Source organism: Planctomonas deserti (assembly GCF_003067705.1).
Classification (GTDB): Bacteria; Actinomycetota; Actinomycetes; order Actinomycetales; family Microbacteriaceae; genus Planctomonas; species Planctomonas deserti.
Genome location: NZ_QANL01000002.1, coordinates 671,271 through 695,517 on the forward strand (window position 1 = coordinate 671,271; position 24,247 = coordinate 695,517).

The window sequence follows — 24,247 nt, forward strand, 5'->3', positions numbered from 1 at the left end:
CACGGATGGCGTCACGGCAAGGGGGAGTGGTGTCATCGAGAAAGAAGGTGGGAAGGAGGGGGTTCTCATGACGGTCGCTCGCGGCGACTCCCACGGTCCCTGAGCTCGTCGAAGGGACGTGACGCGGCGTGCTTCGCGTATACCCCTTACGGTCCCGGAGCTTGTCGAAGGGACGGAACGTGGCGGGCTTCGAGGGCGCCCCATACGGTCCCTGAGCTAGTCGAAGGGACGCGGGGAGCTCGCCCGCCGGAGTTCTCCACACCCCCCACGATCCCGACATCCGCGGCAGAGGCGATGTCGGTGGTGCCTGGTTCTATGTCGGCATGGAAACACCGACGTTCCCACACGACCCCGTCCCACCCGACACACCGCAGGACGCCGCGGAGACCTTCGCCGCGATGATCGACGCGGTGAAGATGTTCGAGGGCTTCTCCCGCTGGGCCGCTGCGTGCCGCGCCGAGGCCATCGATCGAGCTCGCCTATGGACGGAATCCGCCAACCTCTCCGTTCCCACGACGGGCGGGCCGCGCTGGTCCGCGAAGGTGGCCGGACACCGCGTCCTGGTCACCGAACTTGCCTGCGCCTTGCGCATCTCAGAGCGCGCTGCGGAGAACCTCATTGCCGAGAGCCAGGCGCTCGTGCATGACCTGCCCGCCACCCGAGAGGCGTTGCAGGACGGTCGGATCGGCTACCGCCACGCCCAAGTCTTGATCGACCACACCGCCACCCTCCCGCCCGCAGGAGTGGTGGCGGTGGAGGAGGCGGTGCTGCCCAGGGCGGAGTCGCTCACGGTTCCGAAGCTCGACCGAGCCACTCGGGATCTGCGCGAGCGGCTGCACCCGGAGTCGATCACGGAGCGGCACACGAAGTCGGTCACCGACCGGCATGTGGAGACGTGCCCGGCGAAGGACGGGATGGCGTGGCTGAACGCCTTCCTCCCGGCACCCGAGGTAACGGGCATTGCCAACCGTCTGCGCGACATCGCGGAGCAGCTCAAGGGTGAGCCGGGGGAGGAGAGGACGCGGACACAGCTTATGGCCGACGCGTTCACAGACCTCCTTATCGACGGCACCACCGCGGCGGGGATCACAGACACCGATGCCGCTGGTGAGGCGACGGAGGACACTTCAACCCGGCGCATCGACGCGCCGATTGGGACCGGCATCCGCCCACGGGTGCTGGTGACCGTCCCGGTGCTGACGCTCCTCGGCCGCTCGGAGGAGCCGGGCACGCTCGAGGGCTACGGGCCGATCGACGCGGACACCGCCCGAAGGATCGCGGCGAAGGCGCCGAGCTTCACCCGCATCCTCACCCACCCCGAGACTGGCGCCGTGCTCTCCGTCGGCCGGGACCGGTACGCGGTGCCGAGAGACCTCCGGACGTGGTTGCGGGTCCGCGACGAGACCTGCCGCTTCCCCGGCTGCAACCGGAGTGCCGCCCGCGCGGACGTGGATCACGTGACGGACTGGCAGTACGGCGGCGGCACCGACTACGGGAACCTGGTGCACCTGTGCCGATCGCATCACCGGGTGAAGCACCACACCGCCTGGTCGTCGACGTCGGCAGGCGGCGGACGGGTGCGCTGGCTCTCGCCGAGCGGACACGAGTACGAGACGGAGCCGGCGGCGCACATCCGGCAACCGAAGCGAAAGCGGATGCAGACTCAGGGCAGTGCGTCACCAACCCCGGACGACCCGCCGTTCTAGGAGAAGCCGCGAGAGATACCCGAGGAACGTCACGTCGCTTCGACAGGCTCAGCGACCGTGGGGTCGGCTCCTGCGTGCCCGGCGCCACTAGACGGTCCCTGAGCTTGTCGAAGGGACGGCATGTGTTTTGAAGACGGGAGGTGGGGCGCCGGGAGAGCGGGCTGCAGCGTCGCTTCGTCAGGCTCAGCGACCGTGGGGCTGGCTCCTGCGCGTCCGGCACCATTACACGGTCCCTGAGCTTGTCGAAGGGACGGCACGTGTTTCGAAGACGAGAGGCGGGGCGCCGGGAGAGCAGGCCTGCAGCGTCGCTTCGTCAGGCTCGGCGACCGTGGGGCGGGCTCCTGCGCGACCGGCACCGTTACACGGTCCCTGAGCTTGTCGAAGGGACGGCATGTGTTTCGAAGGCGGGAGGTGGGGCGCCGGGAGAGCAGGGCGGCAGCGTCGCTTCGTCAGGCTCGGCGACCGTGGGGCGGGCTCCTGCGCGTCCGGCACCGTTACACGGTCCCTGAGCTTGTCGAAGGGACGGTACGTGTTTCGCACACGAAGGTGGGGCGTCGTCGGCAAGTAGGAACGTCACATCGCTCCGACGAGCTCAGCGACCGTGCGAGCGGAGCGTGCCCGCACTCACGCGAGGGTGAGGGCGCAGGCGGCGACGAGGACGAGGGTCACCGCCATCGACCACCACTCCCACCGCGACACCCGCTGCCTGCCCGCCGACGATGACTCAGGGGACCCGGCGCCAACACCCTCGCCGGTACCAGTACCAGGACCAGTACCAGTACCAGTTCCAGCACCAGCACCGGACGTAATCGCAGACTCACGCGCCGCGGGCTCGGTGTCCCAGCGGTCGCGGGCGCCCTCGATGATGCTGCCGATCGTGGGCTCGGAGCGGCGGGCCGGGCGCCCGAGTCCTCCGGCACCGGTGCGCCGCACCCCGGCTGCTCGAGGCTGCTCGGGCGCGGCGAAGCGCGCGTCCGACGATCCGGTCTGGAAGGGCCGGTCGATGCCGGTCGACGGCGCGCCCCAGCTCCGGATCGCCCGGCCGTCCTTCAGGCGAACCAGAAGCGAAAAGCGCGTCGTGAAGTCATCGACGAGCGCCCACGCGATGCGGTGCCTGCGGAACACGTTGACGATCGTGATGCCGTCCGGCCCGAGGGCGACGCACGGCCGCAGCATCACGACGTAGACGGTCCACAGCACGAGCAGCAGCCAGGGCAGCGCCGTCAGGGCGAACTCCGTCGCGCCGCGGAGAACGGCGTCGACGAAGAGCCAGAGCACGAACGCGGCCACGATCCCGAAGGTCCACAGCGACGACGCGGGCCGCAGCACGATCCGCTCCGCCGATTCACGACCCGGGCCGGAACCGCGACCAGAACCGGACCCAGGACCGCTAGACCCAGCACCGCCGGACCCAGTACCAGCACCAGACCCAGACCCAGACCCAGACCCAGACCCAGACCCAGTACCGCCGGGCCCTCCCGATGCGGCGCTCACGCGACCAGCTGCTCGCTCACCTCCGCCCAGTGGCAGGCGACGTCGCGGCCCGCCACCGGGCGCTGCGCCGGGTCGTCCGTCTCGCAGCGCACCCGCTGGGCCTCCGGCAGCATCGCGTACAGCGGGCATCGGGTGCGGAAGTTGCAGCCGGTGATCTCCTCGGTGGGGGAGGGCAGGTCGCCCGCGAGCAGGATGCGGCTGCGGGAGCGCTCGATCTCCGGGTCCGGCACGGGCACCGCGGACAGCAGCGCCCGCGTGTAGGGGTGCCGCGGGTCGGAGAAGATCAGGTCGGCGTCCCCCGACTCGACGATGCGGCCCAGGTACATCACGGCTACTCTGTCCGCGATGTGCCGGATCACCGCGAGGTCGTGCGCGACGAACAGGTAGGAGAGCCCGAGCCGGTCCTTCAGGTCCTCGAGCAGGTTGATCACGCCGGCCTGCACGGACACGTCGAGGGCAGACACGGGCTCGTCGAGCACGAGGATCTTCGGCTCCACGATGAGGGCACGCGCGATGCCGATGCGCTGGCGCTGGCCGCCCGAGAACTCGTGCGCGTAGCGGCCGGCGAACGAGGGCTCGAGCCCCACGAGCTGGAGGATCTCGGCGACTTTGCGCCGGATCTCCGCGGGCTTCACGTCGTGCACGGTCAGCGGCTCGCCGATGATGTCCTCGACCGTCATGCGCGGGTCGAGCGAGGCCATCGGGTCCTGGAACACGACCTGGATGTCGCGCCGCAGCGCCCGCCGGTCCGTGCGGTTGAGCGTCGCGGTGTCGATCCCGTTCACCGAGATCGTGCCCTGCTGGGCGCCGGCGAGCTCGAGGATCTCCATGATCGTGGTCGTCTTGCCGCAGCCGGACTCGCCGACGAGGCCGAGCGTCTGCCCCGCCTCGAGTTGCAGCGACACGCCGTCGACGGCGCGCACCGTGCCGACCCGGCGCTTGAACACCGCGCCTCGGGTGAGCGGGAAGTGCCGCTGCATGTCGCGCAGCTCGAGCACGGTCTCGCGCTTCTGCGGAGCGCGCAGCTCGACGGGCACCGGCTCGGGCCGCGGAAAGATCTCGTCGCGCGCGAGCGTGCCGTCCTCGATCTCCTCGTGCCGGATGCAGGCGACGGCCCGCGTCGGGTCCGGCACCCCGGCGCCGTTCTTCACCAGCTCGAGCGGCGGCTCGCCGTCCAGGCACTCCGCGATCGCGGCGGGACAGCGCGGCGCGAAGGGGCACCCGGTGGGCACGACGGTGAGGATGGGCGGGCGGCCCTCGAGGGGCACCAGGCGCTCCGAGGCCGCGGACGCCATGTTCGGCATGGAGCGCAGCAGGCCGATCGTGTACGGCATCACCGGGCGACGGAACAGGTCGAGCACCGGCGCCTTCTCCACGATGCGGCCGGCGTACATGACCGCGACGTCGTCCGCGTTGCCCGCCACGACGCCGAGGTCGTGCGTGATGAGCACGACGGCCGCGCCGGTCAGGTCCTTGGCGCTCTGGAGCACCTCGAGGATCTGGGCCTGGATCGTCACGTCGAGCGCCGTCGTCGGCTCGTCGGCGATGATCAGTTGCGGGTCGTTCGCGATCGAGATCGCGATCATGGCGCGCTGGCGCATGCCGCCGGAGAACTCGTGCGGGAAGGACTTGGCCCTCCGCTCGGGGTGCGGGATGCCGACGATCTTCAGCAGCTCGATCGAGCGCTTTTCCGCGGCCTGCTGGGACAGCGCCCGGTCGTGCAGGCGGAGCGCCTCGACGATCTGCTGGCCCACCGTGTAGACGGGCGTGAGGGCGGACAGCGGGTCCTGGAAGATCATCGAGATGCCGCGGCCGCGGATGCCGGACAGCTCGCGGTCGTTCAGGTCGAGCAGCGACCGGCCGTTGAAGAGGATCTCGCCCTCGACGGTCGCGCTCGACGGGAGCAGGCCCATGACGGCGAGCGAGGACACCGACTTGCCCGAGCCCGACTCGCCCACGATGCCGAGGAACTCGCCGCGCTGCACGTCGTAGGACACGCCGCGCACGGCGTGCACCCGCCGTCCGTTCGCGTTGAAGGTGACGGACAGGTTCCGCACGCTGAGGACGGGGTCAGTCACGTGTTGCTCCCGAGGTCGGGTCGACGGCGTCGCGCAGGGCGTCGCCGATGAGGCTGGTGGCGAGCACGGTCAGGATGAGGACCGCGGAGGGGAAGACGAAGAGCCAGGGCCGGGTCACCGCAGCGCTGCTGCCCGCGGAGAGCAGGGTGCCGAGGGACACGTCCGGCGGCTGGATGCCGAAGCCGAAGAAGCTGAGCGCCGTCTCGGACAGGATCGCGGCGCCGACGCCGAGGGTCGCGTCGATAATGAGCAGCGATGCGACGTTCGGGATGATGTGCCGGCGCACGATCGTGAGGCCGCCGACGCCCATGTAGCGGGCCGCCTTCACGTACTCGCGCTCGCGCAGCGACATGGTCTGGCCGCGGACGACGCGGGCGAGCACCATCCAGCCGAACAGGGCGAGGAACAGGATGAGCGCGACGATGGAGGCGTTCTTGAAGGTTGGGCTGAGCAGCACGAGGATGTAGAAGCTCGGCAGCACGAGCAGCAGGTCGATGAACCAGACGATGACCCTGTCCCACACCCCGCCGACGTAGCCGCTGATCGCGCCGACGAAGCCGGCGATGAGGGCAGCGGCCGGGCCGACGATGAGGCCGACGAGCAGCGACTTCTGCAGCCCGATGATCGTCTGCGCGTACAGGTCCTGGCCGATGCCGTTGGTGCCGAACCAGTGGCTCGCCGACGGGCCCTGGCTGAACGCGAGCCCGTCCTGGTCGGTCGCGCTCCACGGGTAGAGGGCGAGGCCGAACAGTGCCCAGAGGCAGATGAGCAGCAGGGCGATCGCGCCGACCCAGAATCGTGGCGTGCTGCGCAGCCGGCGCCAGATCTGGGCGAGCCGCGAGTTGACCGCGTCCGTCTGGTGGGCGCCCTCGACGTGCTCGGAGGACTCGACGAGCTCGGGGTTGAGGAGGGACATGCGTTACACCCTTACTCTCGGGTCGAGGGCCGCGTACACGACATCCGACAGCGTCCCGGCAATGAGCACGAGGATCGACGTGAACAGGATCGTGCCCGCCACGGCGTTGATGTCCGACGAGGTGACGCTCTGCAGCAGGTACTCGCCCATGCCGTGCCAGCTGAACACGTTCTCGGTGATGGTCGCACCCGTGAGGATCGTGCCGAACGAGTAGGCGAAGAACGTCGACATGGGGATGAGCGCGACGCGCACGCCGTGGCGCACGATGGCGGATCCGCGCGTGCGCCCCTTCGCGCGCGCCGTGCGGATGTAGTCGGCGGACAGCACGTCGAGCATCGCACTGCGCTGGTAGCGGCTGTAGAGCGCGACGGCGCCGATGGTGAGCGAGATGGTCGGCAGGATGAGGTGCACGAGGCGGTCGCCGAAGATCACCCAGAATCCGCCGTCGAGCCCGGCCGTGTACTCGCCGGTGAAGTTGATGATCTGCTGGCCCGACGCCCGGTTCACGTTGGTCGCGCCGATCATGAGCAGCACGGCGACGACGAACGGGGGAGTAGCGAGCACCGCGAAGGAGCTATAGGTGATGACCTGGTCCGACGCCCGGTACTGCCGCACGGCGCCCCAGACGCCGAGCGCGACGCCGATGACCGCGCCGAGGATGCTGCCGATGATGAGCAGTCGGAGGCTGGTGCCCGCACGGCTCACGATGTCGGCGGTGACCTCGTTGCCGGTCACGCTCTGCCCGAGCGACCCGCGCGTGATGAGGCCGGTGATCCAGATGCCGAGCCGCTCGAGGATCGGCGTGTCCGGGTTGATGTTCAGGTCGTTGAGGATCGAGTTGATGCTCGCCTCGGGGATGGGCGGGTTACGGCCCAGATAGCGCGCAGCCGGGTTGAGCGTCGCGCTCGCCAGCACGTAGCCGAGGACCGTGGCGATCGACGCGAGGATGACGTAGTTGACGATCCGCCTGGCGATGAATCCGAGCACTGCTTACCCCACTTCGGTGATCGGAGGGCGGCTCGAGGACGCGCACTCCGGTGTGCGAGACCCGCCGGACTCGCGGCTCGCGGAGGGTGTCGACTCGAACAACTTACCCCCGAAGATTGCGTCCCCCGGCACTGCGCCCGATCGGCACCGCACGGGGGAGCGGACCTCGAACACTGTCCTCCCGATATGTTTCGGCGCTGTGACGACTTTGATTCAACTTCATAACGAAGGGGTCACGGGCGACGCCATCCGGTGCACCGCGTGAAACTCTGTTGCCCATTGGCTTGGGGGCACCGTGCCTCGGCAACGCGCGCCCCACTCGGTCGAGAACCCCACGAAAGGTAACGAAATCTATGCTGAAGCTGCGTAAGGCGGGGGTCGTGCTCACGGGCATCACCGCCGCCGCTCTCGTGCTCACCGGATGCACCGGCGGAGGAGGCGGGGGCGCACAGACGTCCGGTGGCGGTGGCGAGGACGCCGTCGAAGAGGCGAACCTCCCGGGCACCGGTTGGGACCGGGCCGAGCGCGACGGGATCCAGGACGGCGGGACGCTGACGATCCCCGTCGACCAGCCCACCACGAACTTCAACATCAACCACGTCGACTCCGGCACGGTTGATGACAACATCATCTCCGGCCTCTTCTACCCGAACTTCCTGAAGTTCAACGAGGACGGCACCTGGGAGCCCAACACCGACTACGTCCAGTCGATGGAGCTCACCAGCGAGGACCCGCAGGTCGTGGAGATCAAGATCAACCCCGACGCCGTCTGGAATGACGGGACCCCGCTCACCGTCGCCGACATCGCCGCCAACTGGCAGGCGCTGAACGGCACGAACGAGGCGTACCAGGTCGTGTCGACGAACGTCTGGAAGGACATCGCGTCCGTCGAGCAGGGCACGGACGACCGCCACGCGATCATCACGTTCGCCGCGAAGAACGCCGACTGGCCGTCCATCTTCGGCGCTCTGCTGCCCGCATCCGTCGCCTCGACCCCCGAGGCCTTCAACACCGCGTGGGCGACCGCCCCGACGATGTCGGCGGGCCCCTTCCAGATCGCGGAGAACGACGTCGCCGGCCAGGTGCTCACCTTCGAGCGCAACCCGGAGTGGTGGGGCGAGCCCGCCAAGCTCGACTCGGTGATCTTCAAGGTCGTGTCCCGCGCCGGTCTCGCCCAGGCCTTCGGCAACGCCGAGATCGACCTGACGAACCTGTACGGCAGCGCCGACAACTTCGAGACCGCGCAGGGACGCGATGACGCGAAGATCGAGCGCTCGCTCGGCACGGTCTACCGCCACGTCACCCTCAACGGCACGGGCCCCGTGCTCAGCGACGTCAACGTGCGCAAGGCGTTCGCGATGTCGCTGAACCGTGAGGTCATCGCGCAGTCCCGGCTCGCGCCGGTGGAGTCGCCCGTCAACACCCTCGGCAACCTCGTCTACCTGCCCGGTCAGCCCGGCTACGAGGACCACGCTAGCGACGTGTACGGCTACGACGTCGAGGGCGCCAAGGAGATGCTCGAGGAGGCCGGCTGGACCGGCGAGGGCGTCCGCGAGAAGGACGGCCAGCCGCTCACCGTGCGCTTCGTGATCCCCTCGGACAACCCGGCATCGGCCGAGGTCGCCCAGCAGGTGCAGGCGCAGACCGCCGAGACCGGCTTCGACGTGAAGATCGACACCGTTCCCACGGACGACTTCTTCACGGAGTACATCACGCAGGAGGCCAAGGACTTCGACGCGACGTACTTCGCCTGGCAGGGCACCGCGTTCCCGGTCTCCAGCGTCGAGTCGATCTACTACCCGGTCGACTCCGGCCAGAACTACAGCGGCATCACGGACGAGAGCCTCGGTGAGGACTTCCTCGCCGCGAACGCCGAGCTCGACCCCGAGAAGCGCATCGAGCTGGCCAACGAGATCGACAAGAAGCTGATCAACCTCGCCGGGACGATCCCGCTGTTCTTCGAGCCCTACGCCTGGGCCGTCAAGGACGGGCTGGTCAACTACGGACCCAGCCAGTTCGAGTACGGCTCCGTGCAGTGGCAGAACGTGGGCTGGGCCACGGAGTAACCGCGCGGTTCGATCCGTTTCCACCTGGAGGGGTGCATGGTCCGCCCGGACCGTGCACCCCTTCGTCGTTCCACCGTGGTCTGCGCGCGGGAGGGGAACAAAACGCCGGGCGCGGCGGTTGCACCTGGGGACGGCGGCACCCCGCCGGGGGAATTCCGCGCGTGCGGGTAGACTGAACACGCCGGGTCCGTGCTCACGGACGCCCGCCCACTCTCGTCCAGACGGACCACCGCTCCGCAGGACCACCATCTTCTAAGGAAAAAACTATGGCGCTTGCCACGCGCGAGAACTTGAGGAACGTCGCCATCGTCGCGCACGTCGACCACGGGAAGACCACCCTGGTCGACGCGATGCTGAAGCAGACCAACTCGTTCGACGCCCACTTCGAGGGCGAGGACCGCATGATGGACTCGAACGACCTCGAGCGCGAAAAGGGCATCACGATCCTCGCCAAGAACACGGCGATCCTCTACAACGGCAAGTTCGCCGAGCACGGCCCCGTCACGATCAACGTGATCGACACCCCCGGCCACGCCGACTTCGGTGGCGAGGTGGAGCGCGGTCTGTCCATGGTCGACGGCGTCGTGTTGCTCGTCGACGCGAGCGAGGGCCCGCTGCCGCAGACCCGCTTCGTGCTCCGCAAGGCCCTCGAGGCCAAGCTGCCCGTCATCCTGCTCGTCAACAAGACGGACCGCCCCGACGCGCGCATCGACGAGGTCGTGGCCGAGAGCCAGGACCTCCTGCTCGGTCTTGCGAGCGACATGTCCGACGATGTGCCGGACCTCGACCTCGACGCGATCCTGGATGTCCCCGTCGTGTACGCGTCCGGCCGCAACGGCGCCGCGAGCGACAACAAGCCCGAGAACGGCACGCTGCCGGACAACGACGACCTCGAGCCGCTGTTCCACGCCATCCTCACCCACGTGCCCGCGCCGAAGTACGACGACGAGCACCCGCTGCAGGCTCACGTCACCAACCTCGACGCGTCGCCGTTCCTCGGCCGCCTCGCCCTGCTGCGCGTATTCCACGGCACGCTGAACAAGGGTCAGACCGTCGCCTGGGTCAAGCACGACGGAAGCGTGCACAGCGCACGCATCACCGAGCTGCTCGCGACCAAGGCGCTCACCCGCTATCCCACGGACTCCGCGGGCCCCGGTGACATCGTCGCCGTCGCCGGCTTCCCGGACATCACCATCGGTGAGACCCTTGCCGACCCGGAGGACGTGCGCCCGCTCCCGACCATCACGGTCGACGACCCAGCCATCTCGATGACCGTCGGCACCAACACCTCGCCGCTGGTCGGCAAGGTGAAGGGCTCGAAGGTCACCGCCCGCATGGTGAAGGACCGCCTCGACCGCGAACTCGTCGGAAACGTGTCCATCAAGCTGGTCGACATCGGCCGCCCCGACGCGTGGGAGGTGCAGGGCCGCGGCGAGCTCGCGCTCGCCATCCTGGTCGAGCAGATGCGCCGCGAGGGCTACGAGCTGACCGTGGGCAAGCCGCAGGTGGTCACGAAGACCATCGACGGCAAGACGCACGAGCCGTTCGAGCACCTGACCGTCGACGCCCCCGAGGAGCACCTCGGCGCCATCACGCAGCTCCTCGCCGCCCGCAAGGGTCGCATGGAGAGCATGAGCAACCACGGCACCGGCTGGGTGCGCATGGAGTTCATCGTGCCGTCGCGCGGCCTCATCGGCTTCCGCACCGAGTTCCTCACCATCACCCGCGGCACCGGCATCGCCAACGCGATCTCGCACGGCTACGAGCCGTGGGCCGGCGCCATCGAGACCCGCAGCAACGGCTCGATCGTGGCCGACCGCAGCGGCGTCGCGACGCCGTTCGCCATGGTCGCCCTGCAGGAGCGCATGTCGTTCTTCGTGGAGCCGACGCAGGAGGTCTACGAGGGCATGGTCGTGGGCGAGAACTCGCGCGCCGACGACATGGACGTGAACATCACCAAGGAGAAGCAGCTGACCAACATGCGTCAGTCCACCTCCGACACGTTCGAGCGCATGACCCCGTCGCGCCGGCTCACCCTCGAGGAGTGCCTCGAGTTCGCCCGCGAGGACGAGTGCGTCGAGGTCACGCCGACGGCCATCCGCATCCGCAAGGTGGAGCTGGACCAGAACGCCCGCGCCCGCTCGGCGTCGCGCCTGAAGAAGCAGAACGCGTAAGGCTCTCCGCCTTCCGCGCACAGGGCCCGCCCCGTCTCCGGACGGCGGCGGGCCCTGTGTTTGTTTGTATGCACGGTCGCTGAGCCGCTACGGTCGCCGAGCCGCTTCGGTCGCTGAGCCTGTCGAAGCGACGTGACGTCCCTTCGACAGGCTCAGGGACCGTGTCACTCGGCGAGGCGGTGGGAGTCTCGGAGGAGCGCCTCCAGCTCGTCCAGCGGTACCGCGGGCAGCCGCACCAGCACGAGCAGCGGCGAGCGATCGTGGTGCGCCGTCCAGTAGTAGAGCTCCGGATAGAGCGCGGCCAGGGCCTCCCGGTCCTCCGTCTTCACCGTCAGGACGTCGTCGTCCCACATCCGGGCGACGAGCGTCCGCGCGAACCAGGCCGGCCGGTTCCAGCTGAGCCGCTCGGTGACGCCGGGCAGGGTCGAGCAGATCCGCCGCACGTCGTCCTCGGTCGCCATGCCTCATGCTGGCACCGGCAGCGCGTTGTGGGCCAGGGTGCGCCGGGAACCCGGAGGGGTGCGTCCTAGGCTGGCGGGATGACGGACGGCACGCTCGACGACCCGAACCTGTGGCTCGAGGACATCCACGGGACGGAACAGCTCGCGTGGGCGGCCGAGCGGACGAAGCGCACGACCGACTGGCTCGCGTCCGACCGCTACACGGACACCGTGGAGCGGCTGCTCGAGGTGTACGACTCCGAGGAGCGGATCCCGGTCGTGCACCGCCGTGGCGAGCACTACTACAACTTCTGGCGCGACGCCGAGCATCCGCGCGGGCTCTGGCGACGCGCGACGCTCGAGAGCTACCTGACCCCCGAGCCCGAGTGGGACGTGCTCCTCGACGTCGACGCCCTCGGCCGGGAGGAGGGCACCTCCTGGGTCTACGCGGGCTCGGCGCTGCTACGTCCCACGCTGGACCGCGCCCTGGTGTCGCTCTCGCCGGACGGTGGCGACGCGGTGACCGTGCGGGAGTTCGACCTTTCGTCGCGCGCGTTCGTGCCCGGAGGCTTCGAGATCCCCACGGCCAAGAGCAGCGTCGGCTGGATCGACCGCGACACCGTCTTCGTGGCGACGGACTTCGGCCCCGGCAGCATGACCGAGTCGAGCTACCCGCGCACCGTCCGCCGGCTGCGGCGCGGACAGCCGCTCGCCGAGGCGGAGCTCGTGCACGAGGTGCGGCCGAGCGACATGATCGTATACGCCCGCCACGACCACACGCCGGGCTTCGAGCGCGACCTCGTGACCGAGGTGTACGACTTCCACCGCAGCCGCACCTTCCTTCTGCGGGACGGCTCGCTGGTGCCGATCGACGTGCCGGAGGACGCGGATGTCGACGTGCACCGCGAGTGGCTCCTGGTGCGCTCGCGCGCCGACACCGTGCTGGGGAGCCGGACCTACCCACCGGGTTACCTGCTCGCCGCCCGCCTCGACGACTTCCTGGCGGGCGACCGCAGCCTGCGCGTGCTCTTCGAGCCCGACGAGCACACCGCCCTCGAGCACTGGGCCTGGACCAGCAGTGGGCTGATGCTCACCCTGCTGCAAGACGTCTCGTCGCGCATCCGCGTGCTGTCGCCCGCGCACGACTGGGCGGCGAGCGACCTCGAGGGCGTGCCCGCCCTCGGGTCGGTCTCCGTTGTCGACACCGACCCCGACGAGTCGGACGAGTACTGGCTGCACGTCTCGGGATTCCTCACACCCCCGACCCTGCGCCGCGGCGTGCTCGGGATGGAGCCGCACCGGCAGGCGAAGGCGGCCGCATCCTTCTTCGACGAGGACGCGTTCGAGGTCGAGCAGCACTGGGTGACGTCGGACGACGGAACCCGCGTGCCCTACTTCCAGGTGGCGCCGAGGGGGCTCGTCCTCGACGGCTCGAACGCCACTGTGCTCTCCGGGTACGGCGGCTTCGAGCACGCGCGCGTGCCCGCCTACAGCGGTGTCGTGGGCCGGGGGTGGCTCGAGGGCGGCGGGGTGTACGTGGTCGCGAACATCCGCGGCGGTAGCGAGTACGGGCCGGCCTGGCACCGCGCGGCCCTCAAGGAGAACCGTCCGCGGGCATACGAGGACTTCGCGGCGGTGGCGCGCGACCTCGTCGCCCGCGGCGTGACGTCTCCGAAGCACCTGGGTTGCGAGGGGCGCAGCAACGGCGGCCTCCTCGTGGGCAATATGCTCACCCGGTACCCGGAGCTGTTCGGCGCGATCGTCTGCGGGGTGCCCCTGCTCGACATGCGGCGCTACACCCGGCTGTCCGCGGGGGCGTCCTGGATCGCCGAGTACGGTGACCCGGACGATCCCGAGCAGTGGGAGTACATCCGCGGGTTCTCGCCGTACCACAACGTCTCCGCGGGGGTGGAGTACCCGGCGCTCCTGCTGTACGCGGCGACGAGCGACGACCGCGTCGGGCCCGTGCAGGCACGGAAGATGGCCGCCCGCATGGAGCAGCTCGGCATCCCCGACGTCTGGTACTACGAGAACGCGGACGGCGGCCACGGCGGCGCGGTGGACAACCGCAGCACCGCCCAGCTGCAGGCGGCGGTGTGGAAGTTCTTCCGGCGGACGCTCGCGTGAGCCCCGGCCCGCGCCGACCCACCCTGTACCTCATGGTCGGGCTGCCGGGGGCGGGCAAGACGACCCGCGCCCGCGAGCTGGAGCGCGAGCGTAGGACCCTGCGACTCACGCCCGACGAGTGGATGCTGCCCCTGTTCGGTGAATCGGACCGGAACGGCGCGCGCGACGTGCTCGAGGGGCGCTTCGTGTGGCTCGCCCGCCGGGCGCTCGCCGCGGGCACGGACGTCGTGCTGGACTTCGGCCTCTGGGGTCGCGACGAGCGGTCGGCCCTCCGCGCCCTCGCGACGGAGGCGGGCGCGGCCTGCGTCCTGGTCTAGCTCCCGATCGACGAGCGGACCCAGCGGCAGCGCGTGCTCGCCCGGTTCGACCGTGAGCCGGAGGAGACGTTCGCGATGACCGACGACGATCTCGTCCGCTACCGGGAGGTGTTCGAGCCGCCGACGGACGACGAGTTCGGCGACGCCATCGACGCGCCGCCGCCGGGCTTCGAGGGATGGCCGCAGTGGATCGCGGACCGGTGGCCATCCGCGGGAACGGACTAGGGCCGGGGCTCCTGCGTCCCGTGCACGGGGCCGTTCTCCGTCGCGTTCTCTCGCCTGTTTCCGGCCGTGGACGCAGTCCCGTTCCCCGGCTCGTCCTCGTTCTCGTCCTCGGCTGCGGACGCGGGCCCGAGCTCCTGGAACAGGGTCAGCTGCAGTCCGGCCGGAGCTTCCAGGCGCGAGTTGAGCGACCGCCACGGCGTCTGCCGCGGCGACGCGACGAGCTCGGCGCCGCCGCGCACCAGGTCGTGGGTCACGGCCGCGGAGTCGTCGACCTCGAACGCGACCCGGATGCGCGCGCTCGGTGAGCCCTCCGCCTCCACGGCGTCGATCATCCTCACCTGGGCGGGATTCGAGAGCTCGAGCGTGGCGCGGCCGGCGTCGAGAATCGTCACGCGGGCGCCATCCTCGCCCTGGTACGCCTCGTGCTCGGGGAGCCCGAGGACGTCGCGGTAGAAGGCGAGGGCTGCTTCGTAGTCGTCGGCGGTGACGACGAGGCGGAGCTGCCGCACGCGCGGCCGGTCGGTGCTGTCGCTGGTCATGCCCGGCAGCCTAGGACGGCCCGGGAGGACGCGGAAGCGGGCGAAGCGGCGACCGTCCGGAGGGGACGGGATCAGGAGCGGACGAGACGCGCGATGGCGTCCGACGCCTCCTTGATCTTGGCATCCGCCGTGTCGCCGCCCGATCGCACGGCCTCGGCGACGCAGTGCGTGAGGTGCTCGTTGAGCAGGCCGAGGGCGACGGACTCGAGCGCGCTCGTCATGGCCGAGACCTGGGTGAGGATGTCGATGCAGTACTTCTCGTCGGCCACCATGTTCTGCAGTCCACGGGCCTGGCCCTCGATGCGGCGCAGACGCTTCAGGTAGTCGTCCTTGTTCGAGATGTAGCCGTGCGACGCGTGCTCGGCGCCGGCCGCGTCGTCGAGGGCGGCGTCGTCGAGGGCGGGGGCCGTGACGATGGGGGAGGGGGTGGACTTCGCCATGGGATTCTCCTTCGTGATTCGACAACAATACCCTACCGGGGTACCCTTGACCAAGGCCGACCGATTCGCGCGCCACCCGCGTCAGCGATCGGCGAACAACCGCCCCTGAGACACAAAGGACTGCCATGACGGAACTCTCCAGCGGCACGCCGCTGCCCCTGATCAACTCCGGCTCCTCCTGCGCCTGCTGTGCCCCCGCGGACACGACCGCGGCGTCGACCGCCGACACCACGGCCGGAGCAACGGCCGCGCAGAGCGCCGCGGACGAGATCACCACGGTGCTCCAGGTGACGGGCATGACCTGCGGCCACTGCGTCGCGAGCGTCACCGAGGAGCTTCGCGCCATCGACGGCGTGAGCGCGGTCGACGTCGACCTCGTTCCCGGTGGATCCTCCGCCGTGTCGGTCACGAGCGCCGCCGAGCTGGACTCCGCGGCGGTCGAGGCCGCCGTCGAGGAGGCGGGCTACAGCCTCGCGCCGTCCGGCCGATGAGCGCGGAGCGCGTCGAGCTCCTCGTCGGCGGCATGACCTGCTCGTCGTGCTCCGCCCGCATCGAGAAGAAGCTCAACCGGATGCCGGGCGTCGAGGCGTCCGTCAACTACGCCACCGAGAAGGCCACCGTTCTGCTGCCCGAGGGCACGAGCGTCGCGCAGGCCATCTCCACGATCGTGGCGACGGGCTACACGGCCGAGGTGCCGCCGGCCGCCGACGACGAGACGGGCGCCGCGGAGGTCGAGGGCCACGAGGACGCGAGGACGGCCCTCCTGCGGCGTCGCCTCGTCATCTCGGCCGCGCTCACCGTCCCCGTGCTCGCGCTGTCCATGATCCCGCCGCTGCAGTTCCCCGGGTGGCAGTGGGTCGCGCTGGTCCTGGCCGTGCCCGTCGTCGCCTGGGGCGCCTGGCCCTTCCACCGCGCCGCCGTGCTGAACGCGCGGCACGGCGCCACGACAATGGACACGCTCATCAGCGGCGGCGTGCTCGCCGCGTTCGGCTGGTCGCTCTACGCGCTCTTCCTGGGCGGGGCAGGCCGCATCGGCGCGACGATGCCCTTCGAGTGGACGCTCGAGCGCGGCTCAGGCGCCCACGAGCTGTACCTCGAGGTCGCGACCGCCGTGACCGTGTTCCTGCTCGCGGGCCGCTACTTCGAGGCGCGGGCGAAGCGGACGTCCGGCGCCGCCCTGCGCGCGCTGCTGCGCCTCGGCGCGAAGGATGCCGCCGTGCTGACCGGCGGTGTGGAGACGCGCATCCCCATCTCCGCGCTCCGGGCGGGGGACCGCTTCGTCGTGCGCCCCGGTGAGCAGATCGCCACCGACGGCGAGGTCGAGGAGGGCGCGTCCGCCGTGGACGCGAGCATGCTCACCGGCGAGAGCGTGCCCGTCGAGGTCGGCCCGGGTGACCGGGTGGTCGGCGCCACCATCAACGTGGGCGGCCGGCTCGTCGTGCGCGCAACGCGCGTGGGGGCGGACACCGAGCTCGCCCGGATGGCGCGCCTCGTCGAGGAGGCCCAGTCGGGCAAGGCCGATGTGCAGCGGATCGCGGACCGGGTCAGCGCCGTGTTCGTCCCCGTCGTCCTCGTGCTCTCCGCCCTCACGCTCGTCGGCTGGCTGCTCACCGGCGCGGGCGCGGAGATGGCGTTCTCCGCCGCGGTGGCGACCCTCATCATCGCCTGCCCCTGCGCGCTCGGCCTCGCCACGCCCACGGCGCTCCTCGTGGGCACCGGGCGCGGTGCCCAGCTCGGCATCCTCATCCGCGGACCGCAGGTGCTGGAGTCGACCCGTCGGGTCGACACGGTGGTGCTCGACAAGACGGGAACGCTGACGAGCGGGCGCATGACGCTCGCGGCCGTGGTCCCCGCCCCCGGCACATCGGAGAACGACGTCCTGGCGCTCGCCGGGGCGGCCGAGTCCGGCTCGGAGCACCCGGTCGCCGCGGCCATCGTCCGCGCCGCCGCCGGGCTCCCGGCCCCGGCGCTCGAGGCGTTCCGCAGCGAGCGCGGGCTCGGCGTCGAGGCCGTGCTGGCCGGACGCGTCGTCCGGGTCGGCCGACCGGCCTGGCTCGCCGAATCCGGTGCGGGCGCGCTTCCCGCCGCGTTGGATGCGGAGCGCTTCCGGCTGGAGCGCGCGGGCAACACGGTCGTCGCGGTCGAGGAGGACGGCGTGGTGCGCGGGCTGCTCGCGGTCGCCGACGCGCCGAAGCCCACGAGCGCCGCGGCGGTCGCAGCGTTCCGCGACCTCGGCCTGCGCCCCATCCTGCTTACCGGCGACAACGAGGAGGTCGCGGGAGCCGTCGCGGCGGCCGTCGGGATCGACGAGGTGCACGCGGGCGTGCTGCCGGCCGAGAAGGCCGACGTCGTCGCGCGGCTGCGCTCCGAGGGCAGGGTCGTCGCGATGGTCGGCGACGGCGTGAACGACGCGATCGCGCTCGCGACCGCCGACCTCGGCATCGCCATGGGAACGGGCACCGATGCGGCGATCGAGGCGAGCGACCTCACCGTCGTGAGCGGCGACCTCCTCGCGGCCGTGGACGCCGTGCGGCTGTCCCGTCGCACGCTCGCCATCATCAAGGGGAACCTGTTCTGGGCTTTCGCGTACAACGTGGCCGCGATCCCGCTTGCCGCCCTCGGCCTGCTCAACCCGCTGATCGCGGGAGCCGCCATGGCCCTGTCCTCCGTCTTCGTGGTGAGCAACAGCCTGCGCCTGCGCTCCTTCTCCCGCCGGACCGCCTGACCGCGCACGCTGGGCCCGCGCGCGGGGCCGGGTGACGTGCCCGGCACTCCGCCCCTGTCACCGTGCCCGTGCCCAGGCAGCGGCATCCTGCCCAGCTTTACCCTGGGCACGATGCCTCTGCCTGGGCAGGAGCGCGGGTTGGCTCGGGCAGGAGCGCGGGGTGGGGCGCGGGGTGCCCGCGGGGTCAGGCGGGCACGGCGGCTGCCGCGCGCTCGACCGCGGCGATCGCGGTCGCCACGTCGGCCCCGTCGGTCGACCAGTTGCTCACTGAGATGCGCAGCACGTCCCTGTCCCGCCAGTGCGATCCGGACATCCACACGGTGCCGTCCGCGATCAGGCGCGCCGTGACGGCGCGCGTCCGCTCGTCGGAGCCGAACGACAGGCAGACCTGTGTGAACACGACGTCATTCACTATCTCCACGCCGGGCTGTCGTGCAAGACCCTCCGCGAGTGCCGCGGCGGTGTCGACGAGTCGCTCTACCAGCGCCACGACGCCGCTGCGGCCCAGCGACCGGAGCGCCGCCCACACGGGGACGCCGCGCGCCCTCCGGGACATCTCCGGCACGAGCTCGTACGGGTCCGCCCGGTCGGCCGACCCGCGGATGAGGTAGGCGGCGTGCGTGCCGAGAGCCGCCCGCATCGCCTCGGGTCGGGACACGATCGCGACGCCGCAGTCGTACGGCACGTTGAGCGTCTTGTGCGCATCCGTCGCCCAGGAGTCCGCGGTGTCGATCCCGTCCATGGCTGCGGCGAAGCGGGGGCTCGCCGCAGCCCACAAGCCGAACGCGCCGTCGACGTGTACCCACGCGCCATGCTCGTGCGCGAGCGCCACCGCCTCCCTCATCGGGTCGAACGCACCGGAGTGGAGGTTCCCCGCCTGTAGGCACACGATGACCGGTCCCGCCGCCCGGGCGAGCGCGTCGGCGAGGTCGGCCGGCACGATGCGGCCCTCCCCGTCCGCCGGTACGGCCACCGGCGCGCCGAGACCCAGGTAGCGCAGGGCGAGGTCGACGGAGACGTGTCGTTCCGCGCCCGCGAGGACCGTGACGGCGGGCCCGCCGGTCAGCCCGCGCGCCTCGACGTCCCAGCCCGCCTGTGCGAGCACATGCCCGCGGGCGGCGGCCAGGCCAACGAAGTTCGCCATTGTGGCGCCCGTGGTGAAGCCGACGCCGGACCCGCCGGGCAGACCGAGGAGGTCGACGAGCCAGGCGCCCGCCACCTCCTCAATGGCTGCGGCGGCGGGCGTGGCGTATCGCATGCCCGCGTTCTGGTCCCAGGCGCTGACGAGCCAGTCGGTGGCGAGTGCGGCCGGCAATGTCCCCCCGATCACCCAACCGAAGAAGCGGCCCGAGGGCATTGCCATGAGGCCGGGCTCCGCCGCCGCGACGAGTTCGTCCACGACCTCGGCGGCTTCGAGGCCGTCGGCGGGCAGCGATCCGGCGAGCCGGTCGATCACTCCATCCGCGTCCAGGCGGGGCGCGACCGGCCGGGTGGGCATGCTCTCCAGCCACGCCACGGCCTGCTCCCGGGCACGGTCGAGAGCGTCGCGGTACACCTCCGGCTTCGCAGGCACGAGCCGAGGGTAGACCCACGCGTGGCCGCCGCGCCAGGGTCTTCCCCGCCCGAACGCGCTGCGGTCGCTCAGGCCACCCTGTCCCTGCCCAGGCAGGGGCATCCTGCCCAGCTTCACCCTGGGCACGATGCCTCTGCCTGGGCAGGAGCCCGGGGCCGCCACCTGGGCAGGAGCACGGGGTTCCGGCGGGCAGGGGCGCGGAGGGGGCTCCACAGGTCCGCTGCCTAGACTCGCGCGCATGGGTCTCTCGGACATCTCCCTCACCCGCATCGACGGGTCCGCCACCTCGTTCGGCGAGTACGCCGACCGCGTCGTGCTCGTCGTCAACGTGGCATCGCGCTGCGGCCTCGCGCCGCAGTACGAGAAGCTCGAGCAGCTGCAGCGCACCTACGGCGACCGCGGCTTCACGGTGCTCGGCTTCCCCAGCAACCAGTTCCTGCAGGAGCTCGGCAGCGAGGAGAAGATCGCCGAGTACTGCTCGGCCACCTGGGGCGTGACCTTCCCGATGTTCGAGCGGGTGCGGGTCAACGGCCGGTCGCAGCACCCGCTCTACGCCGAGTTGACCAAGACGAAGGATGCCGCGGGCAAGGCCGGGCGCGTCACCTGGAACTTCGAGAAGTTCCTCGTCACGCCCACCGGCGAGGTGCACCGGTTCCGACCAAGCGTCGAGCCGGACGCGCCCGAGCTCATCGCCGCCCTGGAGGCGGCGCTGCCCGCCGCCTGAGCCCGCTCGCCTCCGTGCACGCGGTGAGCCCGCACCTCCGCTGAGCTGACACGATCACTGAGCTCGTGGGGGCGGCATCCGCTGTGGAGGCGTCCCTTCGACAGGCTCAGGGACCGTGATGTTGCGCCGTCGTACGCTCAGCAGACACGGTCGCTGAGCTCGTCGAAGCGACATCCGTTGCGGTGGTGTCCCTTGGACAGGTTGAGGGGCCGTGCTGTTGTGCCTACGAACGACGCGGCGGTCAGTCGCCGAAGAGGGTTGCGCCGACGTAGGAGCCCTTCCTGGCCCCCGGGGGCACGGCGAAGATGCCGGAGCCCACGTGCCTCAGGTACTCGTTCATGGCGTCGTTCTCGGCCAGCCGCTGCTGGATCGGGATGAACTGGCGGCGAGGATCGCTCTGGAAGCAGACGAAGAACATGCCGGCGTTCAGCCGGCCCAGGTCGTCGTTGCCGTCGACGAAGTTGTAGCCGCGGCGCAGCAGCATCGCCCCGCCGTTCGCGCCCGGGTGGGCAAGCCGCACGTGGGCGTCGCGGTCGATGAGCGGCGCGTCGCCGCGGCCCGTGGCGGAGAAGTCCGGCGCGGTGGACTCCTCGCCGCCGGACAGCGGAGCGCCGGTGCCCTTGGTCCGGCCGACCACCCGCTCCTGCTCGCGGAGTGACGCGCGGTCCCAGGTCTCGATCGTCATGCGGATCTTGCGCGCCACCAGGTAGCTGCCGCCGACCATCCAGGACGCCGCGTCCCCGGGCGACACCCAGACGTGGTCGTCCACGAGGCCGGTGTCCTCCGCCTTCACGTTGGCGGTGCCGTCCTTGAAGCCGAAGAGGTTGCGTGGGGTCGCCTGCGCGCGGCTCGTGGACGACGTGCGGCCGAACCCCAGCTGCGACCAGCGCAGGGCGGCGCGGCCGAAGGCGATGCGGGAGAGGTTGCGGATGGCGTGCACCGCGACCTGCGGGTCATCGCTGCAGGCCTGGATGCAGAGGTCGCCGCCGACGAGCGTGTCCACGAGCGCGTCGCCCGGGAACGCGGGCAGATCCACGAGCGCGTCCGGTCGCCGAGCGGCGATGCCGAAGCGATCCCGGCCGTCCAGGGCGGTGAACAGCGTCGGCCCGAAGCCGATCGTGATGGTGAGCGACGACGCGGGGAGGTCGAGCGCCTCGCCGGTGTCCTCCGGCGGGGCGTCGTACGGGCCGTCGACCGGCCCGTACTCGCCGGCGCTGCGTCCGGCCGTCATGCGCGCGGCCGCGTCGCTCCAGTCCCAGAGCAGCTCGACGAGCTCGGCGCGCGTGATGTCGGCGACGTCGAACGAGGCGAAGTGCAGCCGGTCCTGGGCGGGCGTCACGATGCCCGACTGGTGGCGGGCGTAGAACGGATGGACGGTGGAGGCGGGGGTGGCGCCGGACGCGAGCGCCATGGCCGCGCGGTCCGTTCCCGCCCCGGCGCCCGCGCCGACGACCCCGGCGCCGGCCAGCCCGAGCAGACCGCGCCGGGAGAGGCCGCGGCGCTCGCCCTCGGGCCCGGCGCGCATCAGCCGACGAGCACGGCGGTGAGCGTGCTGAGCGGCTCGGCGAGGGCGTTGACCCCGTCCGCCAGCTCCTTCACCTGCGCCGTGCTGAGGTCGGTGTAGGAGGCGAAGCCGCTCTCCAGCGAGCCGTAGGCGGAGAGCTGGCGCTCGAGCGCCGCGAAGCGGGCGTCGAGGCGGGTGGCCAGCTCGCCGTCCTTCTGCTCGACGATGGGCCGCACGCCGTCGAAGGCGACCCGGGCGCCTTCGAGGTTGGCCTGGAAGTCCCAGAGGTCGGTGTGCGACCAGATCTCCTCCTCGCCGGTGATCTTGCCGGAGGCGACCTCGTCGAGCAGACCGACGGCGCCGTTGCTGATCGAGTCGATGGGCACCTCGAACGCCTCGTCGTGCACGGCGTCGTAGAGCCCCTGCGTGTCGGCGACGAGCAGGTCGGCGAAGCGGGCGCGGTCCGCGGCGGACAGCGGCGTGTACTCGGCGCCGCCGTTCTCGGCCGCGGCCGGGGGCCAGAGGTCCTTCTCAATGCGGTGCCAGCCGGTCCACTCGTCGCCCTCCGGCACGTCCGCCTCGCGGAAGTCGAGCTTCGGGTCGAGGTCGCCGAAGGACTCGGCGATGGGCTCGATCCGCTCGTAATGGGCCCGGCTGGGCGCGTAGAGGGAGCGCGCGGTGTCGTCGTCGCCGGCCCGGTAGGCGTCCGCGAACGATCGGGTCGCGGTCACCAGCTGGCCGACCTGATCCTTTACGTAGGCGACGTATTCCGCGGCCGCCTTCTCGCCCTGGGCCTCGAGGTCTCCCGTCAGCTGGATCTCGGCGCCCGAGTCCGTGACGGTGAACGCCTTCCTGCCGACGCCGTCGCCCACCATGCCCGGCTTGCACACGGTGAAGTACTCGCCCGGCCGGGCCTGGACCGTGAGGGTGCGGGTGATGCCGGGACCGATGTTCTCCACCTCGCCGACGATGCGCAGACCGTCCTCGGCGAGCAGGTAGAACTCGGTGACCTGGTCGGTGTCGTTCGAGACGGAGAAGGAGAGCGGCCCGCTCGGCGCCTCGGCCGCGTCGACGGTGCAGTCGTCCGCACTGCTCGTGACGGCGAGCGGAGCGGACGCGTCCCCGCCGGCGGGCGCGTTCGCGGTGCACGCGGTGAGCGGCAGGACGCAGAGCACGGCGGCGACGGTGAGCGCGGAGGGGCGGGGCGACATAGGACTCCTGGGGATGCGGGATTGTGGGTGGAGGGCCGGGATGAGGGGCCGGGGGCGGGGCCGGCTCAGTGGGGGCGGGGCCGGCTCAGTGGGGCCGGGGTCACAGGGCCGGCGTGGCGGGGGCGGGGTACGCGGCGGGGGAGCGGTCAGCGGTCGCGGGTCCCGCTGGGCGGCGCCTCCCGCGGACGGCGCGGGCGAACAGCGCGAGGGCGGGCACGGCGTATGCCAGCCAGGCCGCGGCTTCCAGCCACGTCGTCGCCGGCGAGAAATTCACGGTCCCCTTGAGCAGCGTGCCGTACCAGCTGTCGGGCGGGATGGCCGCGCTCACGTCGAAGGCGAGGGCGTGCAGCCCGGGCAGGATGCCCGCCTCCTGCAGGTCGTGCACGCCGTAGGAGAGCACGCCCGCCGCGACGACGAGCAGCGCGGCCCCGGTGCAGGTGAAGAACGTGGCGAGGTTGACCCGGACGAAGCCGCGGTAGATGAGGTAGCCGAGCACGACCGCGGTGGCGATGCCCGACGCGGCGCCGACGAGCGGCATCGTCGTCGATCCCGTGGCCTGCACCGCGGCCCAGAGGAACAGGGCCGTCTCGATGCCCTCGCGGCCCACCGCGAGGAAGGCCACGAGCACGATGCCCCAGCCCGCGCCGAGCAGGGCTCGGTCGACGTCGCTCGCGATATGCCGCTTCAGGTCCTTCGCCGCGCGCAGCATCCAGAACACCATCCAGGTGACGAAGCCCGCGGCGACGATGGACAGCGAGCCGCCGATGGCCTCCTGCGCCTCGAACGTGAGCCCGTACGCGCCGTAGGTCAGCACGGCTCCGAGGGCGAGCGAGACGAGCACCGCGAGCGCGACGCCGGCCCACAGCCGGCCGAGCACATCACGCCGCCGCAGCTTCACGATGTACGACACGAGGATGCCCACCACCAGCGCGGCCTCGAGACCCTCGCGGAGGCCGATCAGGAAGTTGGCGAGCACGCGTCGCTCCGCTCTAGATCGGGGG

At 71.1% G+C, this 24,247-nt stretch carries 20 protein-coding genes; 9 read left to right on the top strand and 11 right to left on the bottom strand.

What is annotated here, in order from left to right:
- Nucleotides 1-323: 323 nt before the first annotated feature.
- A complete protein-coding gene (locus tag DAI20_RS09295) occupies nt 324-1,706 on the top strand; it encodes an HNH endonuclease signature motif containing protein (protein ID WP_108250272.1) in 1,383 nt (460 codons plus the stop codon).
- Nucleotides 1,707-2,330: 624 nt separating this feature from the next.
- Here the strand turns inward: DAI20_RS09295 and DAI20_RS09300 are convergent.
- The 4 genes from DAI20_RS09300 to DAI20_RS09315 form a co-directional block, all read right to left on the bottom strand.
- Nucleotides 2,331-3,035, bottom strand: coding sequence for a PH domain-containing protein (locus DAI20_RS09300; protein ID WP_108250273.1), 705 nt, complete (start codon nt 3,033-3,035; stop codon nt 2,331-2,333).
- 161 nt (nt 3,036-3,196) lie between these two features.
- Nucleotides 3,197-5,278: a dipeptide ABC transporter ATP-binding protein gene (locus DAI20_RS09305; RefSeq protein ID WP_108250274.1), complete on the bottom strand. Its 2,082-nt coding sequence runs from the start codon at nt 5,276-5,278 to the stop codon at nt 3,197-3,199.
- Nucleotides 5,271-6,194, bottom strand: coding sequence for an ABC transporter permease (locus tag DAI20_RS09310; protein ID WP_108250275.1), 924 nt, complete (start codon nt 6,192-6,194; stop codon nt 5,271-5,273). The genes DAI20_RS09305 and DAI20_RS09310 overlap by 8 nt, the downstream gene beginning before the upstream one ends.
- A 3-nt stretch (nt 6,195-6,197) precedes the next feature.
- Nucleotides 6,198-7,181, bottom strand: a complete 984-nt coding sequence (locus DAI20_RS09315; RefSeq protein ID WP_108250276.1) for an ABC transporter permease — start codon at nt 7,179-7,181, stop codon at nt 6,198-6,200.
- Between the two features lie 353 nt (nt 7,182-7,534).
- Between DAI20_RS09315 and DAI20_RS09320 the strand changes: the two genes are divergently transcribed.
- Nucleotides 7,535-9,247: an ABC transporter family substrate-binding protein gene (locus DAI20_RS09320; RefSeq protein ID WP_108250277.1), complete on the top strand. Its 1,713-nt coding sequence runs from the start codon at nt 7,535-7,537 to the stop codon at nt 9,245-9,247.
- Between the two features lie 266 nt (nt 9,248-9,513).
- Entirely contained in the window at nt 9,514-11,421 is a 1,908-nt protein-coding gene (typA, locus tag DAI20_RS09325) for a translational GTPase TypA (protein WP_108250278.1), read from the top strand.
- 164 nt (nt 11,422-11,585) lie between these two features.
- Here the strand turns inward: typA and DAI20_RS09330 are convergent, their stop codons facing one another.
- On the bottom strand, nt 11,586-11,882 hold the full coding sequence (locus tag DAI20_RS09330) for an MmcQ/YjbR family DNA-binding protein (RefSeq protein ID WP_108250279.1): 297 nt from the start codon (nt 11,880-11,882) through the stop codon (nt 11,586-11,588).
- 78 nt (nt 11,883-11,960) lie between these two features.
- Here DAI20_RS09330 and DAI20_RS09335 point away from each other — a divergent pair, with 78 nt between their 5' ends.
- The 3 genes from DAI20_RS09335 (at nt 11,961) to DAI20_RS18950 (ending at nt 14,530) form a co-directional block, all read left to right on the top strand.
- Nucleotides 11,961-13,988 (top strand): prolyl oligopeptidase family serine peptidase, encoded by a 2,028-nt coding sequence (locus DAI20_RS09335; protein ID WP_108250280.1) that lies wholly within the window; start codon nt 11,961-11,963, stop codon nt 13,986-13,988.
- Nucleotides 13,985-14,305, top strand: a complete 321-nt coding sequence (locus DAI20_RS18945) for a P-loop nucleotide/nucleoside kinase family protein (protein ID WP_240605996.1) — start codon at nt 13,985-13,987, stop codon at nt 14,303-14,305. The genes DAI20_RS09335 and DAI20_RS18945 overlap by 4 nt, the downstream gene beginning before the upstream one ends.
- Before the next feature lie 75 nt (nt 14,306-14,380).
- Nucleotides 14,381-14,530 carry a hypothetical protein gene (locus DAI20_RS18950; RefSeq protein WP_240605997.1) on the top strand — a complete coding sequence of 50 codons (150 nt, stop codon included), beginning with the start codon at nt 14,381-14,383 and terminating at the stop codon, nt 14,528-14,530.
- Here the strand turns inward: DAI20_RS18950 and DAI20_RS09345 are convergent.
- Both DAI20_RS09345 and DAI20_RS09350 read right to left on the bottom strand, forming a co-directional pair.
- Nucleotides 14,527-15,069, bottom strand: a complete 543-nt coding sequence (locus tag DAI20_RS09345; protein WP_108250281.1) for a VOC family protein — start codon at nt 15,067-15,069, stop codon at nt 14,527-14,529. The two genes, DAI20_RS18950 and DAI20_RS09345, sit on opposite strands and share 4 nt — an antisense overlap.
- A gap of 71 nt (nt 15,070-15,140) precedes the next feature.
- Nucleotides 15,141-15,509 carry a metal-sensitive transcriptional regulator gene (locus DAI20_RS09350; RefSeq protein ID WP_108250282.1) on the bottom strand — a complete coding sequence of 123 codons (369 nt, stop codon included), beginning with the start codon at nt 15,507-15,509 and terminating at the stop codon, nt 15,141-15,143.
- Between the two features lie 125 nt (nt 15,510-15,634).
- Between DAI20_RS09350 and DAI20_RS09355 the strand changes: the two genes are divergently transcribed.
- Both DAI20_RS09355 and DAI20_RS09360 read left to right on the top strand, forming a co-directional pair.
- Nucleotides 15,635-16,000: a heavy-metal-associated domain-containing protein gene (locus DAI20_RS09355; protein WP_108250283.1), complete on the top strand. Its 366-nt coding sequence runs from the start codon at nt 15,635-15,637 to the stop codon at nt 15,998-16,000.
- Nucleotides 15,997-18,234 carry a heavy metal translocating P-type ATPase gene (locus tag DAI20_RS09360; protein ID WP_108250284.1) on the top strand — a complete coding sequence of 746 codons (2,238 nt, stop codon included), beginning with the start codon at nt 15,997-15,999 and terminating at the stop codon, nt 18,232-18,234. Before DAI20_RS09355 ends, DAI20_RS09360 begins: the two co-directional genes overlap by 4 nt.
- 184 nt (nt 18,235-18,418) lie before the next feature.
- Here the strand turns inward: DAI20_RS09360 and DAI20_RS09365 are convergent, their stop codons facing one another.
- The gene (locus DAI20_RS09365; protein ID WP_108250625.1) at nt 18,419-19,807 is read right to left on the bottom strand and encodes a pyridoxal phosphate-dependent decarboxylase family protein; all 1,389 of its coding nucleotides are present in this window, start codon (nt 19,805-19,807) and stop codon (nt 18,419-18,421) included.
- 238 nt (nt 19,808-20,045) lie between these two features.
- Here DAI20_RS09365 and DAI20_RS09370 point away from each other — a divergent pair, with 238 nt between their 5' ends.
- The gene (locus DAI20_RS09370) at nt 20,046-20,531 is read left to right on the top strand and encodes a glutathione peroxidase (RefSeq protein WP_108250285.1); all 486 of its coding nucleotides are present in this window, start codon (nt 20,046-20,048) and stop codon (nt 20,529-20,531) included.
- 241 nt (nt 20,532-20,772) lie between these two features.
- On the opposite strand, the gene efeB is transcribed toward DAI20_RS09370, so the two are convergent.
- The 3 genes from efeB to efeU all read right to left on the bottom strand — a co-directional run bounded on the left by efeB (nt 20,773) and on the right by efeU (nt 24,222).
- Nucleotides 20,773-22,056 carry an iron uptake transporter deferrochelatase/peroxidase subunit gene (gene efeB / locus DAI20_RS09375; protein WP_108250286.1) on the bottom strand — a complete coding sequence of 428 codons (1,284 nt, stop codon included), beginning with the start codon at nt 22,054-22,056 and terminating at the stop codon, nt 20,773-20,775.
- Nucleotides 22,056-23,246 carry an iron uptake system protein EfeO gene (gene efeO / locus DAI20_RS09380; protein WP_108250287.1) on the bottom strand — a complete coding sequence of 397 codons (1,191 nt, stop codon included), beginning with the start codon at nt 23,244-23,246 and terminating at the stop codon, nt 22,056-22,058. Before efeO ends, efeB begins: the two co-directional genes overlap by 1 nt.
- Before the next feature lie 100 nt (nt 23,247-23,346).
- Nucleotides 23,347-24,222 carry an iron uptake transporter permease EfeU gene (gene efeU / locus DAI20_RS09385; RefSeq protein WP_108250288.1) on the bottom strand — a complete coding sequence of 292 codons (876 nt, stop codon included), beginning with the start codon at nt 24,220-24,222 and terminating at the stop codon, nt 23,347-23,349.
- Nucleotides 24,223-24,247 lie beyond the last annotated feature (25 nt).

Coding starts and splice junctions, on each gene's coding strand:
- DAI20_RS09295 (WP_108250272.1), top strand. CDS start 324: ATGGAAACACCGACGTTCCCACACGACCCCGTCCCACCCGACACACCG.
- DAI20_RS09310 (WP_108250275.1), bottom strand. CDS start 6,194: ATGTCCCTCCTCAACCCCGAGCTCGTCGAGTCCTCCGAGCACGTCGAG.
- DAI20_RS09320 (WP_108250277.1), top strand. CDS start 7,535: ATGCTGAAGCTGCGTAAGGCGGGGGTCGTGCTCACGGGCATCACCGCC.
- typA (WP_108250278.1), top strand. CDS start 9,514: ATGGCGCTTGCCACGCGCGAGAACTTGAGGAACGTCGCCATCGTCGCG.
- DAI20_RS09330 (WP_108250279.1), bottom strand. CDS start 11,882: ATGGCGACCGAGGACGACGTGCGGCGGATCTGCTCGACCCTGCCCGGC.
- DAI20_RS09335 (WP_108250280.1), top strand. CDS start 11,961: ATGACGGACGGCACGCTCGACGACCCGAACCTGTGGCTCGAGGACATC.
- DAI20_RS18950 (WP_240605997.1), top strand. CDS start 14,381: ATGACCGACGACGATCTCGTCCGCTACCGGGAGGTGTTCGAGCCGCCG.
- DAI20_RS09345 (WP_108250281.1), bottom strand. CDS start 15,069: ATGACCAGCGACAGCACCGACCGGCCGCGCGTGCGGCAGCTCCGCCTC.
- DAI20_RS09350 (WP_108250282.1), bottom strand. CDS start 15,509: ATGGCGAAGTCCACCCCCTCCCCCATCGTCACGGCCCCCGCCCTCGAC.
- DAI20_RS09355 (WP_108250283.1), top strand. CDS start 15,635: ATGACGGAACTCTCCAGCGGCACGCCGCTGCCCCTGATCAACTCCGGC.
- DAI20_RS09360 (WP_108250284.1), top strand. CDS start 15,997: ATGAGCGCGGAGCGCGTCGAGCTCCTCGTCGGCGGCATGACCTGCTCG.
- DAI20_RS09370 (WP_108250285.1), top strand. CDS start 20,046: ATGGGTCTCTCGGACATCTCCCTCACCCGCATCGACGGGTCCGCCACC.
- efeB (WP_108250286.1), bottom strand. CDS start 22,056: ATGCGCGCCGGGCCCGAGGGCGAGCGCCGCGGCCTCTCCCGGCGCGGT.
- efeO (WP_108250287.1), bottom strand. CDS start 23,246: ATGTCGCCCCGCCCCTCCGCGCTCACCGTCGCCGCCGTGCTCTGCGTC.